The 13,710-nt window shown below is 36.8% G+C and carries 15 protein-coding genes; 9 read left to right on the forward strand and 6 right to left on the reverse strand.

Annotated features, from left to right (window positions below):
- The first annotated feature begins 13 nt into the window (after positions 1 to 13).
- Both MMF97_RS11270 and MMF97_RS11275 read left to right on the forward strand, forming a co-directional pair.
- Positions 14 to 1,168: a prolipoprotein diacylglyceryl transferase gene (locus tag MMF97_RS11270; RefSeq protein WP_243362428.1), complete on the forward strand. Its 1,155-nt coding sequence runs from the start codon at positions 14 to 16 to the stop codon at positions 1,166 to 1,168.
- A 2-nt stretch (positions 1,169 to 1,170) separates the two neighbouring features.
- On the forward strand, positions 1,171 to 1,965 hold the full coding sequence (locus MMF97_RS11275; RefSeq protein ID WP_243362429.1) for an inositol monophosphatase family protein: 795 nt from the start codon (positions 1,171 to 1,173) through the stop codon (positions 1,963 to 1,965).
- Positions 1,966 to 2,022: 57 nt separating this feature from the next.
- Here MMF97_RS11275 and MMF97_RS11280 read toward each other — a convergent pair whose 3' ends face one another.
- Complete coding sequence (locus tag MMF97_RS11280) at positions 2,023 to 2,571, reverse strand: NifU family protein (protein ID WP_243362430.1); 549 nt, start codon at positions 2,569 to 2,571, stop codon at positions 2,023 to 2,025.
- A 78-nt stretch (positions 2,572 to 2,649) separates the two neighbouring features.
- Positions 2,650 to 3,996, reverse strand: coding sequence for an adenylosuccinate lyase (gene purB / locus MMF97_RS11285; RefSeq protein ID WP_243362433.1), 1,347 nt, complete (start codon positions 3,994 to 3,996; stop codon positions 2,650 to 2,652).
- 120 nt (positions 3,997 to 4,116) lie between these two features.
- Here purB and MMF97_RS11290 point away from each other — a divergent pair, with 120 nt between their 5' ends.
- The gene (locus MMF97_RS11290) at positions 4,117 to 5,148 is read left to right on the forward strand and encodes a S66 peptidase family protein (protein WP_243362434.1); all 1,032 of its coding nucleotides are present in this window, start codon (positions 4,117 to 4,119) and stop codon (positions 5,146 to 5,148) included.
- On the opposite strand, the gene MMF97_RS11295 is transcribed toward MMF97_RS11290, so the two are convergent.
- Positions 5,145 to 5,909, reverse strand: coding sequence for an MBL fold metallo-hydrolase (locus MMF97_RS11295; RefSeq protein ID WP_243362436.1), 765 nt, complete (start codon positions 5,907 to 5,909; stop codon positions 5,145 to 5,147). The genes MMF97_RS11290 and MMF97_RS11295 overlap by 4 nt on opposite strands.
- Before the next feature lie 217 nt (positions 5,910 to 6,126).
- Between MMF97_RS11295 and MMF97_RS11300 the strand changes: the two genes are divergently transcribed.
- Positions 6,127 to 6,306 carry a histone H1 gene (locus tag MMF97_RS11300; RefSeq protein ID WP_113635034.1) on the forward strand — a complete coding sequence of 60 codons (180 nt, stop codon included), beginning with the start codon at positions 6,127 to 6,129 and terminating at the stop codon, positions 6,304 to 6,306.
- A gap of 132 nt (positions 6,307 to 6,438) precedes the next feature.
- Here the strand turns inward: MMF97_RS11300 and MMF97_RS11305 are convergent, their stop codons facing one another.
- Positions 6,439 to 7,635 carry a pyridoxal phosphate-dependent aminotransferase gene (locus MMF97_RS11305; protein WP_243362437.1) on the reverse strand — a complete coding sequence of 399 codons (1,197 nt, stop codon included), beginning with the start codon at positions 7,633 to 7,635 and terminating at the stop codon, positions 6,439 to 6,441.
- A gap of 112 nt (positions 7,636 to 7,747) precedes the next feature.
- Here MMF97_RS11305 and MMF97_RS11310 point away from each other — a divergent pair, with 112 nt between their 5' ends.
- The 5 genes from MMF97_RS11310 (at position 7,748) to trxA (ending at position 11,433) form a co-directional block, all read left to right on the forward strand.
- Positions 7,748 to 8,725 carry a cation diffusion facilitator family transporter gene (locus tag MMF97_RS11310; protein WP_243362438.1) on the forward strand — a complete coding sequence of 326 codons (978 nt, stop codon included), beginning with the start codon at positions 7,748 to 7,750 and terminating at the stop codon, positions 8,723 to 8,725.
- Complete coding sequence (locus tag MMF97_RS11315; RefSeq protein ID WP_243362439.1) at positions 8,722 to 9,156, forward strand: NUDIX domain-containing protein; 435 nt, start codon at positions 8,722 to 8,724, stop codon at positions 9,154 to 9,156. The genes MMF97_RS11310 and MMF97_RS11315 overlap by 4 nt, the downstream gene beginning before the upstream one ends.
- 68 nt (positions 9,157 to 9,224) lie before the next feature.
- A complete protein-coding gene (bioA, locus tag MMF97_RS11320; RefSeq protein WP_243362440.1) occupies positions 9,225 to 10,496 on the forward strand; it encodes an adenosylmethionine--8-amino-7-oxononanoate transaminase in 1,272 nt (423 codons plus the stop codon).
- A 1-nt stretch (position 10,497) separates the two neighbouring features.
- Positions 10,498 to 11,118: a hypothetical protein gene (locus MMF97_RS11325; protein ID WP_243362441.1), complete on the forward strand. Its 621-nt coding sequence runs from the start codon at positions 10,498 to 10,500 to the stop codon at positions 11,116 to 11,118.
- 18 nt (positions 11,119 to 11,136) lie between these two features.
- On the forward strand, positions 11,137 to 11,433 hold the full coding sequence (gene trxA / locus MMF97_RS11330) for a thioredoxin (protein ID WP_243362442.1): 297 nt from the start codon (positions 11,137 to 11,139) through the stop codon (positions 11,431 to 11,433).
- Between the two features lie 12 nt (positions 11,434 to 11,445).
- Here trxA and pgl read toward each other — a convergent pair whose 3' ends face one another.
- Together pgl and zwf are read right to left on the reverse strand one after the other, a co-directional pair.
- Positions 11,446 to 12,174: a 6-phosphogluconolactonase gene (pgl, locus tag MMF97_RS11335; RefSeq protein WP_243362443.1), complete on the reverse strand. Its 729-nt coding sequence runs from the start codon at positions 12,172 to 12,174 to the stop codon at positions 11,446 to 11,448.
- The gene (zwf, locus tag MMF97_RS11340) at positions 12,174 to 13,685 is read right to left on the reverse strand and encodes a glucose-6-phosphate dehydrogenase (protein WP_243362444.1); all 1,512 of its coding nucleotides are present in this window, start codon (positions 13,683 to 13,685) and stop codon (positions 12,174 to 12,176) included. Before zwf ends, pgl begins: the two co-directional genes overlap by 1 nt.
- Between the last annotated feature and the right edge of the window lie 25 nt (positions 13,686 to 13,710).

The raw sequence follows: 13,710 nt of genomic DNA on the forward strand, positions 1-13,710 counted from the left end.
AACTTAATTAAGCATGTTTCCAACCGTATCGCACTTTATTTCCTATCTGTTTGGTATAAATATTCCTTTGCCATTCAATACTTTCGGTGTATTTGTAGCTTTGGCTTTTGTTGCTGCCTATTGGGCTTTTACACAAGAGTTAAAACGTAAAGAAGCACTGGGTATATTAAAACCACTCAAAAAAACAGTAACTATTGGTACACCTGTTTCAACTATGGAAATGGTTTCTAATGGTTTCTTTGGTTTTATTATAGGTTATAAACTTATTGATGCCCTGCTTAATTATAAACTGTTTGTTGCAGATACGCAATCCTTTATTTTATCGGGCAGGGGAAATCTTTTAGGCGGGATTGCTTTAGCAGCTCTTTTTGTGTACTGGGCTTATAAAGAAAAGGAAAAAACAAAATTAACCAAACCCAAAACCACAGAAGTTACCGTACATCCTTATGAAGTAATGAGCAGTATGGTGGTATGGGCTGCTGTTTTTGGTTTTTTAGGCGCTAAAGTATTTGATAATCTGGAACATTGGGACAGTTTTGTACAAGATCCTATAGGCGGATTACTTTCTTTTAGCGGTTTGACCTTTTATGGAGGTTTGATTTGTGGGGGTGCTGCCGTATTATATATTGCCAATAAGTATGGTATAAAGCCTTTACATATGTTAGATGTGGGTGCACCGGGAATGATGTTGGCTTATAGCGTAGGGCGTATAGGTTGTCATTTATCTGGTGATGGCGATTGGGGTATTGTCAATTTACATCCTAAACCTTTTTCGTGGTTACCAGATTGGGCATGGGCTTATACTTATCCAAATAACGTTGCTGGCGAGGGTGTTCCTATAGAGGGCTGTATAGGCAGATACTGTAATGTATTGCCTAATCCTGTTTACCCTACACCTTTATATGAGATTATTGCAGCTTTTATCATCTTTTTAATTCTTTGGAAATTAAGAAAACGTATTCAGATACCGGGTATCATGTTTGGTATTTACCTGATGTTTGCCGGAGTAGAACGTTTTTTCATAGAACTGATCAGGGTAAACTCTAAATACAGAATAGGCGATCTTTCATTTACACAGGCAGAATTGATTTCGGTTATTTTATTTATTGCCGGTTTATTGATGGTTTATTTCTCGGTAAGAAACAAAGAAAAACTGGCTAAATACTAAGCATGGATTACGAACTGATTTGCAATAAGGTTATAGCTATAGCCCGTTTAACCGGAAATTTCATTAGAAAGGAAGCCATGTCTTTTGATATGGCTGCTATAGAATATAAGGGTTTAAACGATCTGGTTTCGTATGTAGATAAAAATGCTGAGAAGCAACTGGTTAAAAACCTGAAAAAGATTTTACCGGGCGCAGGTTTTATTACAGAAGAAGATACAGAAAACATATATAATAAAAGTTACACCTGGATAATAGATCCTTTAGATGGTACCACTAATTTTATACATGGCATACCTACTTATTCTATCAGTATTGCTTTGTATGAAGAAGACAGGCCTGTAGTAGGGGTTGTGTATGAAATTAACCGGGGAGAAATGTTCTACTCTTATAAAGGCGCTCCGGCTTACCTAAATAACAAGGAAATTAGTGTTTCTAAAAATGCCTTATTGTCGCAATCTTTACTGGCTACCGGTTTTCCTTATTACCAGTTTGATAAGCAGCCAGAATACATTCGTTTGTTTACAGAAATGATGCAGAAATGCCATGGATTAAGACGAATTGGCTCTGCAGCAGTTGATTTGGTTTATGTAGCTTGTGGTAGGTTTGACGGCTATTTTGAGTATAATCTAAATGCTTATGATGTGGCTGCAGGTGCTTTTATTGTGCAGCAGGCAGGCGGGGTGGTGACCAATTTTTCGGGCGGAAATGAAATATTTAATGCCAGAGAAGTTCTCGCTTCAAACGGATTGGTAACCGCCGAAATATTAGAAACCATAAAGAAACATTTCGGGTCATAAAAAAAGCTACCTGAAACTTATTCAAATAGCTTTCTTATTGAAAATTAACCTAATAAATTACATTGCTTCAGAAACAACTTCCTTAACTTCAGGAATCATACGTTGTAAAAGATTTTGTATGCCCGATTTTAAGGTAATTGTACTTGACGGGCATCCGCTACATGAACCTCTCAGTTCTACAGTAACTACACCTTCGTCAAAAGATTTATATGTAATGGCTCCGCCGTCCTGCTCAACTGCCGGACGTACATAATCGTGTAAGATTTGCTGTATCTTAATTTCTGTTTCTGTTCCTTCAAAAGCAGGAGCTTCTTCAGAAACTTCTTTGATCTTTAATTCGCTTTCTACAGCACCTTTAACAAATTCCTTTAAAATTGCTTCTATATCGCTCCAATCTGCATCATCGGTTTTAGTAATGGTTACAAAATTGCTCGCAAAGAATACACCGTTAACAAAGTTAAATTTGAACAACTCTTTAGCAAAAGGTGATTTTTCTGCACTTTCTTTTGTAGCAAAATCCTCGCTTCCATTAATTAAAAGTTTATTTACCATAAACTTCATGGTTGCAGGGTTAGGCGTTTGTTCTGTATATACGTTTATAGTCATTTCTTAAAAAATTAATGATACAAATTTATGTATTAATAACGCAAATTGCAGGTTATCTTGTCTGTATAAGGTCATTAATTAAAAAATACCCGTATAATTAAAAGGCGTGATTTGTTTCAGTTCATTTTTAACGTTTTCATTCACATCAAGCTCATCAATAAAGCTGGCCATGGTTTGTGCAGTTATTTTTTGATTGGTACGGGTAAGCGCTTTCAAAGCTTCATAAGGATTTGGGTAAGCTTCTCTGCGCAATACAGTTTGAATGGCTTCTGCAACTACCGCCCAATTGTTTTCAAGATCAGCCTCAATGGCTTCTTCATTTAAAATAATCTTGTTCAATCCTCTTAAGGTAGAATTGATGGCAATTAGGGTATGGGCAAATGGAACACCGATGTTACGCAATACGGTAGAATCAGTTAAATCGCGTTGTAAACGAGATATAGGTAGTTTAGCCGCTAAAAATTCGAATACGGCATTGGCCATTCCTGCATTACCTTCTGCATTTTCAAAATCGATGGGGTTAACTTTATGTGGCATGGCAGATGAACCTACTTCGCCTGCTTTAATTCTTTGCTTAAAGTAGTTTTTAGAAATATAGCTCCAGATATCGCGATCTAAGTCTATGATAATGTTATTGATGCGTTTTAAGGCATCGCACTGCGCAGCAAACTGATCGTAATGTTCAATTTGTGTGGTGTACTGTGCTCTGCTTAGGCCTAAAGTATTGTTTACAAAGTTGTTTGAAAAATCTACCCAGTTTACCTGTGGGTAAGCAATATGGTGTGCATTGAAATTACCTGTAGCACCTCCAAATTTGGCGCCGTTAGGTATAGATTTCAATTGATTTACCTGAATGCTTAAACGTTCTACAAAAACCATGAACTCTTTACCTAATTTGGTTGGAGATGCAGGCTGTCCGTGTGTATGGGCAAGCAAAGGAACATTTTTCCACTCGTTAGCCAGTTCAGTTAATTTATCAATCAGCTGTGTAACAGCAGGTAAATAACTTTCATTTAAAGCTAATTTAAAGGTATAAGGTATAGCCGTGTTGTTGATATCCTGCGAGGTTAAACCAAAGTGGATAAATTCTTTATAGGCTTGCAGGTTTAGCTCATCAAATTTGGCTTTTATAAAGTATTCTACAGCTTTTACATCGTGATTGGTTACACTTTCGGTTTCTTTTACCTGTTGCGCATCGGCATCGTTAAAGTTTTGGTAAATGGCTCTTAACTGAGCGTATGTCTGTTTATCAAAATTTTCAAGTCCTGTAATTTTGGCCTCCACCAATGCAATAAAATATTCTATTTCTACAAAAACGCGGTATTTGATTAAAGCATATTCAGAAAAGTAATTTGCTAAAGATTCGGTTGTTTTACGGTAACGGCCATCAATAGGAGAAATAGCCTGAAGCGGAGATAATGACATATTGTATTTGTTTTTTTACCAAAAACGCAAAGTTAACATATCTTTTCTTTTTGCAATGGTTTGTTTTAAAACATAATTGCAATATTTTAGAGGCTACAATTTTAAGCCTTGTACAAATCCATGAACCGCAAACATTTCTTATCTATTATTCCTGCAGGTGTTTTTTTAAGTGCATTTAACTTAAAGAGTTATGCCTCAAGTACAGAAAATACTGCTCAGCATTTTGTACCACGTGTACCTCCGTCTTTGTTAAAAGGCGATACAATTGGTATTACCTGTCCGGCAGGTTATATTACAAAAGAAGAAATTGAACCAGCGGTTAAGCAGATGGAAAGCTGGGGTTTTAATATCAGAATTGGGAAGACGGTAGGTGCAAGAGATTTTACTTTTGGCGGTACAGATCAGGAACGTTTAGAAGATCTACAGGCTATGCTTGATGATCCGAGCGTGAATGCCATTATGTGCGCAAGAGGAGGTTATGGAGCCATCAGAATTGTAGATCAGCTTGATTTTTCACGTTTTAAAGCACAACCCAAATGGCTGATAGGTTTTAGCGATATAACAGTTTTGCATTGCCATATCAACAGTAATTACCACGTGGCTTCTATACATTCTAAAATGTGCAACAGTTTTCCTTCTAACTGGGATCTGGCAGAGCCTATACAGGTTGATACCATTAACTCTATACGACAGGCTTTAACCGGCGAAAAAATGAAATATACCGCTGTATATAATGCGAATAACAGAATAGGTATGGCAAAAGGAGAATTGATTGGTGGAAATTTACGTTGTATAGAGAATTTGGCTGGTAGTAAATCTGAAATAGAAACCCGTAACAAGATATTGTTTGTAGAAGATACCGGAGAATACCTTTATTCTATTGATAGGATGTTCTACAATTTAAAGAGAAGTGGAAAATTAGATAAACTAAAAGGCTTGATTATAGGTGGATTTAAGTTGAAGAAAGATGATGAGGGCGACGAATTTGGCAAAACGATTGTAGAAATTGTAATGGAAAAAGTTGCCGGATATGATTATCCCGTATGTTTTGATTTTCCGGTTGGCCATCAAAAAGCAAATTATGCATTAAAATGTGGGGTAAAGCATACGTTGGAAGTCACTGAAACGGGCACGGTTTTGCAAGAAATCTAGTCTAAGCTAAAAACTGGAGTTTCTTCATGTCTTGAAGCTACAAATACTTCTGTTTGTAAAGCATGTGTTTTAAAAAGATTGTAAACCAAATCTGGGCAATTGTTATCCTTGCTCAAATGAGAAAGAAACAGGTAGCGTAATTTTTCAGACTGATGGTTTTTAAATAATTCCAATGCTTTTGTATTGGATAAGTGACCTCTGCCGCTGCTGATCCTGTGTTTAAGGTAATAAGGGTATCTGCCTTTTTCAAGCATCTCTTCATCGTAATTAGCTTCTAAAAATACGGCATCACAATCTTTAAAATGCAGGCTTACGTTTTCACATACATTTCCTATATCGGTAAAAACACCAATTTTCTTTTGTGCGTTATCAATTACAAAGCTATGGGGTTCTGCAGCATCATGAAATTTGGCAAAGGCTTTTACGTTCAGGTCTGCTATACTGATAACTTCATCGGTCTCAAAGAAATTAACCAAATGTTCAGATAGGTTTAAACCACTATTTAACAGAGTTTTTAAAGTAATATATACGGGTATCTGGTATTTTTTTGAGATTACACTCAGTCCTTTTATGTGGTCGCTGTGTTCATGGCTTATAAATATGGCTCTAACCTTTTCTATAGCCAGACCCAATCTGTTTAACCTAATCAGCGTTTCTTTACAGCTTAATCCGGCATCAATTAATACAGCATGTTCTTCATTTCCAATGTAAAAACAATTGCCATTGCTGCCCGTATTTAAAGATGCAAAGTATAAAGCCATATTAATGCAAAAATGCTGATTTAAAATCTCTTTTTTATGAATGTGCATAAAAACACCTATACTTTTCTTTGCTGTTTTTGAAGAGCATATTTTGTTTTAAGAATTGATAAAATGTTGATTGTTGATAAAAAAAAAATAAAAAAAGTGCATTTAATCGAAAGAAGTGCTTGTTTTTTCCGTTTAAATGATATATTTGACTAACAAAAAAATTAAAACAATGGAAAAATTTGCAAAAGTTAAAGAAGTAGTAGCTGCAATTGAGGCAGACGTTGAGAAATTTTATAACGCAGGTAATTCAGCTGCAGGAACAAGAGTACGTAAAGCTATGCAAGATTTAAAAGGCTTAGCTCAAGAAATCCGTACTGAAGTTACAGAAAAGAAAAATAGCGCAAAATAAGAAAGACGCTCAAAGTAATTTAATAAAAACCCACTTTAATGTTTGTTAAAGTGGGTTTTTTATTGTTGAAAATTTTATAAATAAAAAAATCCGGAAGTTCAAACTTCCGGATTTTGTACCTCTTAGGGTTAATTATTTTAGTTTGGATAAAGCTTCTTTTATTCGGCGAAGTGCTTCTTTCAGGCTATCATCAGAAGCAGCATAAGATAATCTGATGTAATTGTTATTGCCAAAACTGTCGCCACCAACAGTTGCCACGTGTGCAGCATTTAATAGGTATAAAGCCAAATCAGCAGAGTTTTCTATAACCTTACCAGTTTCGTCCTGTTTACCAAAGAAAGAACTTATTTCAGGGAAGAAATAAAAAGCACCCTGTGGTAAATTGGTTTTAACACCCGGTATTTCATTTAGCAAATGGTAAACCAGCTCTCTGCGACGGGCAAAGGCTTCTTTCATTTCCATTACACTATCTAAACCATGTTCATAAGCTGCTATACCAGCACGTTGTGCAATAGAACAGGTACCTGATGTGGTTTGCCCTTGCATTTTATCATTAGCAGCGGCCAGTTCTTTGCTTGCGGCAATATAACCCAATCTCCAGCCTGTCATTGCGTAGGCTTTAGAAAAACCATTTACAATAATTACACGTTCCTTAATCTCAGGAAATTGTGCAATAGACTCATGCTTGTCTATAAAGTTGATATGCTCATAAATCTCATCTGAAATAATGAAGATATCAGGATGTTTCTCAAAAACTTTAGCCAGAGCAGCCAACTCAGCCTTGCTGTACACCGAACCCGTAGGGTTACATGGCGAAGAGAACATGAAAAGCTTGCTTTTAGGTGTAATTGCGGCTTCTAGTTGCTCAGGACTGATTTTAAAATCGCTCTCTATCGTAGTATCAATATAAACAGCTTTACCTTCTGCTAAGGTTACCATTTCAGAATAAGACACCCAGTACGGCGTAGGGATAATCACTTCATCGCCTGGATTGATCAGTGTTAAAATAACATTAGACAGCGATTGCTTTGCACCTGTTGAAACCACAATCTGAGACATATCATAATCTAAATTGTTTTCTCTTTTTAATTTGTTGGCAATAGCTTGTCGCAATTCAGGATAGCCCGGAACAGGAGAGTAGCGGGTATAGTTTTCATCTAATGCTTTTTTAGCTGCATCTTTAATATACTCAGGTGTATTAAAGTCTGGTTCGCCTACACTTAAATTGATAACGTTAATACCTTTAGCTGCTAGTTCGCGGCTTAGTTTGGTCATCTTAAGTGTTGCAGATTCTGATAGGCTGTTGATTCTGTCTGATAAAAATGTCATGGTCGTAGTTGAGAAAAACAAATATAAAAACTATTTAATAAGGCGCTAAAAAAAGATTTTCTTTGCAAGAAATGGTGGTTTTAGTTGTATTTTTGCCAACAAAATTTGGTCTATGCATACAAATAAAAAAGCAATTTTGGTGTCGCTCTGTGTTGGAGTAATATTAATGGTTGCCAAGTTTGTGGCTTATGCCATAACTAACTCAAATGCAATACTTACCGATGCGGCAGAAAGCATTGTAAATATTGTAGCCAGCTCATTTGCTTTTTATAGTATTTACCTTTCTACACAGCCTAAAGATGAGAACCATCCTTATGGCCATGGAAAGGTAGAATTCTTTTCAGCCTTTATAGAAGGCGTTCTTATTGTAATTGCAGGCATTATCATTGTTGCAAAGTCTGGGTTCGACTTGTTTTACCCTAAGCATATACAGCAGCTTTTTGAAGGTGCCATTATTATTGGTATAACAGGTCTGGTTAACCTTATCATAGGTTTATATCTCATTAAAACGGGTAAGGCCAACAAATCACTTACTTTAGAGGCAGATGGAAAACATCTTTTAACCGATACGGTAACCAGCGCAGGTTTAATTGTAGGTATTCTTATTATTGAATTTACAGGAATCTATCGTTTAGATAGCATTATTTCTATTCTTGTTGGGTTTTATATTATTTTTTCGGGTTATAAACTGATCAGAAAATCGGTGGGTGGATTAATGGACGAAAGTAATGTTGAACTGGTAGGCGAGGTGGTAAATATCTTACAGGAAAACAGGCATAACAGCTGGATTGACATTCATAATTTAAGAACACAGCAATACGGAGCTGATCTGCACATAGATTGCCATGTAACTTTACCTTATTATTATGATCTGAACAAAGTTCATAAGGAAATCTCAGACATAGATCAATTGATCAATCATTCTACTACGCATAAAACAGAGTTTTTTATCCACGCAGATCCTTGCTTGCCTGCCTGTTGTCATTATTGTAAGATGACCGATTGCCCGGTTAGAGCCGAAGCTTTTAAACGTGAAATTGCGTGGAATCTGGATAACGTAACAAAAAACCAGAAACATTTTAGTCTATGAGTTATTTTAACGTAAGAGTTTACGGGCTGTTGCTTAATAAAAACAATGAAGTTTTATTGAGCGATGAGTTTGAGGTGGGCAGACACTTTACCAAATTTCCGGGCGGAGGGCTTGAATTAGGCGAGGGACTGATAGATGCACTAAAACGCGAATTTATAGAAGAATGCCAGACAGAGATAGAAGTCGTTTCGCATTTTTACACCACAGATTTCTACGAAAAATCATCATTCAATGATAGTCAGGTAATTAGTATCTACTATCTGGTTAAAGCAGTTTCTACTTTAAATATCATACCTAAAGAAAAAGCATTTGATTTTGAGACAGGCTTGTTTCAAAGTTTCAGGTGGAAAAGCATTAGTACTCTCCAAACAGAAGATGTAACTTTTAAAACCGATCAAGTTGTTGTAGAATTGTTAAAGCAGAAATTCTAAGTTCTGCTATACTTTCTTTTCCGTTAATAAATGTAGTTTTGCGAAGTAAAACGGCAGATTCTTATTTAATGAGCAATTTAGAGGAAAGAGACAGAGCGGTAATCTGGCATCCATATACCCAGATGAAAAATGCCCTCACACATATACCCATAGTAAAAGGCGAAGGCGTTTATTTATTTACAGAAGATGGTAAGCAATATATTGATGCTGTATCATCATGGTGGGTAAATATACATGGGCACGGTAATGCTGCTATTGCAGATGCTGTTGCCAAACAGGCCAGAGAACTGGAGCATGTGATCTTTGCCGGTTTTACACACGAACCTGCTATACAGCTGGCAGAAAGACTGTTGAATTTACTACCTGGAGATCAGAAAAAGGTATTTTATAGCGATAATGGTTCAACGGCAGTAGAGGTAGCTTTAAAAATGTGCTTGCAATATTGGCACAATAAAGGTATTACCAAGCGTAAAAAAATCCTTGCATTTAACAACTCTTATCACGGAGATACTTTTGGAGCTATGGCCGTTAGCGCCCGTAGCATTTTTACCCATCCTTTCAGTGATTTATTATTTGAGGTAGATTTTATTGATTTGCCCAATGCTTCGAACATTGATGTCATTAAAGAAAAAATTACCGCAATAGGAGATGAGGCCGCTTGTTTCATTTTTGAACCTTTGGTACTGGGGTCTGGAGGGATGCTGATGTATGAAGCAACTTATTTAGATGAGCTGATCACTTTATGTAAAACACAGGGTATTTTAACCATTGCAGATGAAGTGATGACCGGTTTTGGGCGTACAGGTACTTTTTTTGCCTCTGAGCAATTAAGCTCAAGGCCTGATATTTTCTGTTTAAGCAAAGGTTTAACCGGAGGTACCATGGCTATGGGAATAACCACCTGTAACCAACAGATATTTGATGCCTTTTATAGCGACGATAAACTGAAAACACTTTATCACGGACATTCTTTTACAGCCAATCCAATTGCATGCGCCGCGTCTCTGGCAAGTTTAGATCTGTTGTTAAAACATGAAACTCTGGTAAATATTAACCGTATTAAAAAGCAACATACCCAATTTGCAGAGCGGATAAAGCATCATCCTAAATTAAAAGAAGTAAGGCAGACGGGAACGATTTTAGCTTTGGAGTGGGCTACATCAAACGAAACATCTTATCTAAATACCTTGCGGGATAGTTTATACACCTACTTTTTAGAACATCATATTATATTAAGACCTTTGGGGAATATTATCTATATATTGCCTCCTTATGTAATTTCAGAACAGGATTTAGATTACATTTACCAAACTATAACAGCAGCATTAGAAATACTTTAACATGCAGATTACCCCTTTATTACAACATATTGTAAAACATACAGCTATCCATAGTAAATGGCTTAACACTTTATCTTTCATGGAAAATGCAGGTGCAAAGAAAATATCTGCTTCAGAACATAAAGAACAGGTTACTCTGTTGGTGTTAAAACATGCTGCCGAAGAGCACCGTCATGCTTTTTATCTGAAAAAGCAGCTAGCCAAGCTGGATGAAAGTTTATGTAAAACTTATACTCAACAAGAGTTATTAGCTCCAAACCATACCAAATATTACCTCCACAATTTAGATGTTAAGGTATGCCGTTATCTTAAAAAACATTTTAATCTTTCGGGTTACGACCTGAAATTTGCTGCCTACCTCTTTGTTACCTATGCTATAGAAGTAAGGGCAGATGAACTCTATCCGGTTTACCAACAGGTGTTGAGTGAAGCGCAGAGCAAAGTAACGGTAAAGTCTATCATTTTGGAAGAAGAAGGACATCTGGAAGAAATGATCAACCAGCTAAATGAGTTTTCGCCAGACTGGAAACAACATGCAGATGAAATTGTTAAAATAGAAGATGAGATGTTCAAAATGTGGATGCAGGCATTGGCAAATGAACTTCAGGTAGTTGTAAATTAATTATTCAAAAAATAAGATATGTCTAAATTTTCTGAGTTAATTAACGGTGATCAGCCTGTTTTGGTTGATTTCTTTGCAGAGTGGTGTGGCCCCTGTAAAATGATGGCTCCAATTTTAACAGAAGTTAAAGCTGAGCTTAAAGACCAGGTTACCATTATAAAGGTTGATGTAGATAAAAACAATGCCGCCGCAGCGGCATATAGTGTTCAGGGTGTACCTACTTTTATTTTATTTAAGAATGGTAAGCAGTTATGGAGACAAAGTGGTGCCATACCTGCACAGCAATTGAAACAGGTAATCCAAAATCACCTGTAAAATTAGGCTGTTTTAACTGTTCTGTTTGCAAAGCGCATAAGCCTCTTCGTCTATAAACCAGTTTAATGGCGATCTTACCGGATTGATTAACTGAGCAGGAAACGAAGCATAATCTTTTTGAGGTCCCAGTACATGATATAAAGCAGTTGCCTTATTTTTTCCAAATGTAAGGAAGGCAACATGATCCGCCATATTGATCAATGGAGCAGTAAAACTTACCCGATGTGTATTGAGCTTTTCTACAAAAACAGCTTGTACATCAGCTTCGGTAACAGCAGTTAAAGTGGTATGCGGAAAAATAGAAGCTGTATGCGCATCATCGCCCATTCCTAATAAAATAAGATCAAAAATGGGTTCTTTGCCTTCAAAATGCTTATCTATACTTTTTTTGTAAGCCGCCGCTGCATCTTGCGGTTGCAGAAAAGTGTTTACATAAAAGATATGATCGGCAGGTGTTTTTAAATGGTCAAAAAGTGTTTCTTTAGCCATTAAGCCGTTGTAATCTTTGTGAAAAGGCTCAACTGTTCTTTCATCGCCAAAGAAAAAGAATACTTTGCTCCAGTCTATATCCTGCTTGTACTTTGTAGAAAGTAATTCATAAACCCCTTTGGGCGAATTACCGCCCGTAAGTACAAAATTGAACCTGCCGTTAGTTACAATGGCTTGTCTTCCAACAGATATAATGTACTGCGCTAAGGCTTCGTTTATAGCATTAACTTCTTCGTATATATGTAAATTCATTATTCTTTAACAGGTAGCGTAAACCAATAAAATCCGTCTTTGGCGATCAATGCCTCAGCTTCTTCAGGGCCCCAGCTATCAGCTGCGTAATTAGGGAAGTTCAATGATTTTTTATTTTCCCAAAGGTTAATGATAGGCATTACCAGTTCCCATGCTGTTTCAACTTGGTCGCCACGCATAAATAAAGTCTGGTCGCCGGTCATTACATCAAGGAGTAAGGTTTCATATGCTTCAGGAGTATTGTTATCATAAGTGCCTTTGTAATTAAAAATCATATCTACCGGGTTTAAGATCATGTTTAAGCCAGGTCTTTTTGATTGTACCTGTAAGCGTATGCTCATTTCAGGCTGAATGCTGATGATCAAACGGTTCTGCTGCCAGCTTTCAATAGAACTGGTGGCAAATATATGGTGTGGTACATCTCTAAACTGTATGGTAATGGTAGAAGAAGTCTGGTTAAGGCGTTTGCCTGTACGCAAGTAAAAAGGCACGCCTTGCCAGCGCCAATTGTCTATAAAGAATTTGATAGCGGCAAAGGTTTCTGTATTAGATTCTGGATCTACATCTTTCTCAGAACGGTAACCAGGTACTTCTTTACCTTCTATCCAGCCTTTTCCATATTGACCTCTTACGGCTTGTAAGCTTACATTTTCAGGTTTAAACGGTCGCATGGCTTTTAAAACTTCTACTTTTCTATCCCTGATTTCATCGGCATTAAAAGAAATAGGCGCTTCCATACCTACCAGACAAAGCAATTGCAAAAGGTGGTTTTGGATCATGTCTCTCAAAGCACCTGCATCTTCATAATATCCACCACGTTCGCCTACACCTAATTGCTCGGTTACCGAAATTTGAACATGTTCGATATAAGTTCTGTTCCACAAAGGTTCAAACAGAGAGTTGGCAAAACGGAAAGCCATCATATTCTGCACAGTTTCTTTACCCAGATAATGGTCTATACGGTAAATCTGTTTCTCAGTAAAAATGGCGCTTAATAAGCAGTTAAGTTTTTTAGCCGATTCTAAATCATGCCCGAAAGGTTTTTCAATTACGATACGGCATTTTTCTTCGTCAGAGGTAAGTTTATATTTGTGCAGACATTCAGCTATCAACGGAAAGAAATTAGGCGCTACTGCAAGGTAGAAGATGGTTTGTGTATCGGGGCCGAATTGTTCCTGCAAATTAACAATAGCCTCTTTCAGGTCTTCAAAAGTCTTTTGTTGTTCTATATCAACAGAGATATAGTGGATATTCTTTTCAAAAACATCCCAGCGCTCTTTTTGTACTTCTCCGTTTCTCGAAAACTCATTTACACTGTGCAGTATTTCTTCTCTGTACTGTGCATTTGTATAAGTGGTACGGCCGGTGCCAATAATGGCAAATTTACCGGGCATGTAATTTTCGGTATATAAATTGTAAAGGGCAGGGGCCAGTTTCCTTTTATTAAGATCACCGGTGCCTCCAAATATGATAAATATAGTAGGTTTAAGATTGCTTTGTCGCTTTTTCATGAATAGCTAATTAAAAATTTACCTG

The sequence above is a fragment of the Pedobacter montanisoli genome (genome assembly GCF_022809115.1).
GTDB classification, from domain to species: domain Bacteria; phylum Bacteroidota; class Bacteroidia; order Sphingobacteriales; family Sphingobacteriaceae; genus Pedobacter; species Pedobacter montanisoli.

Excerpts from the sequence above, each read along its gene's own strand:
- MMF97_RS11270 (WP_243362428.1), top strand. The coding sequence starts at position 14 with ATGTTTCCAACCGTATCGCACTTTATTTCCTATCTGTTTGGTATAAAT.
- pgl (WP_243362443.1), bottom strand. The coding sequence starts at position 12,174 with ATGAATTTACATATATACGAAGAAGTTAATGCTATAAACGAAGCCTTA.
- MMF97_RS11290 (WP_243362434.1), top strand. The coding sequence starts at position 4,117 with ATGAACCGCAAACATTTCTTATCTATTATTCCTGCAGGTGTTTTTTTA.
- MMF97_RS11280 (WP_243362430.1), bottom strand. The coding sequence starts at position 2,571 with ATGACTATAAACGTATATACAGAACAAACGCCTAACCCTGCAACCATG.
- trxA (WP_243362442.1), top strand. The coding sequence starts at position 11,137 with ATGTCTAAATTTTCTGAGTTAATTAACGGTGATCAGCCTGTTTTGGTT.
- MMF97_RS11275 (WP_243362429.1), top strand. The coding sequence starts at position 1,171 with ATGGATTACGAACTGATTTGCAATAAGGTTATAGCTATAGCCCGTTTA.
- MMF97_RS11300 (WP_113635034.1), top strand. The coding sequence starts at position 6,127 with ATGGAAAAATTTGCAAAAGTTAAAGAAGTAGTAGCTGCAATTGAGGCA.
- purB (WP_243362433.1), bottom strand. The coding sequence starts at position 3,996 with ATGTCATTATCTCCGCTTCAGGCTATTTCTCCTATTGATGGCCGTTAC.
- zwf (WP_243362444.1), bottom strand. The coding sequence starts at position 13,685 with ATGAAAAAGCGACAAAGCAATCTTAAACCTACTATATTTATCATATTT.
- MMF97_RS11315 (WP_243362439.1), top strand. The coding sequence starts at position 8,722 with ATGAGTTATTTTAACGTAAGAGTTTACGGGCTGTTGCTTAATAAAAAC.
- MMF97_RS11325 (WP_243362441.1), top strand. The coding sequence starts at position 10,498 with ATGCAGATTACCCCTTTATTACAACATATTGTAAAACATACAGCTATC.
- MMF97_RS11305 (WP_243362437.1), bottom strand. The coding sequence starts at position 7,635 with ATGACATTTTTATCAGACAGAATCAACAGCCTATCAGAATCTGCAACA.
- MMF97_RS11295 (WP_243362436.1), bottom strand. The coding sequence starts at position 5,909 with ATGGCTTTATACTTTGCATCTTTAAATACGGGCAGCAATGGCAATTGT.
- MMF97_RS11310 (WP_243362438.1), top strand. The coding sequence starts at position 7,748 with ATGCATACAAATAAAAAAGCAATTTTGGTGTCGCTCTGTGTTGGAGTA.
- bioA (WP_243362440.1), top strand. The coding sequence starts at position 9,225 with ATGAGCAATTTAGAGGAAAGAGACAGAGCGGTAATCTGGCATCCATAT.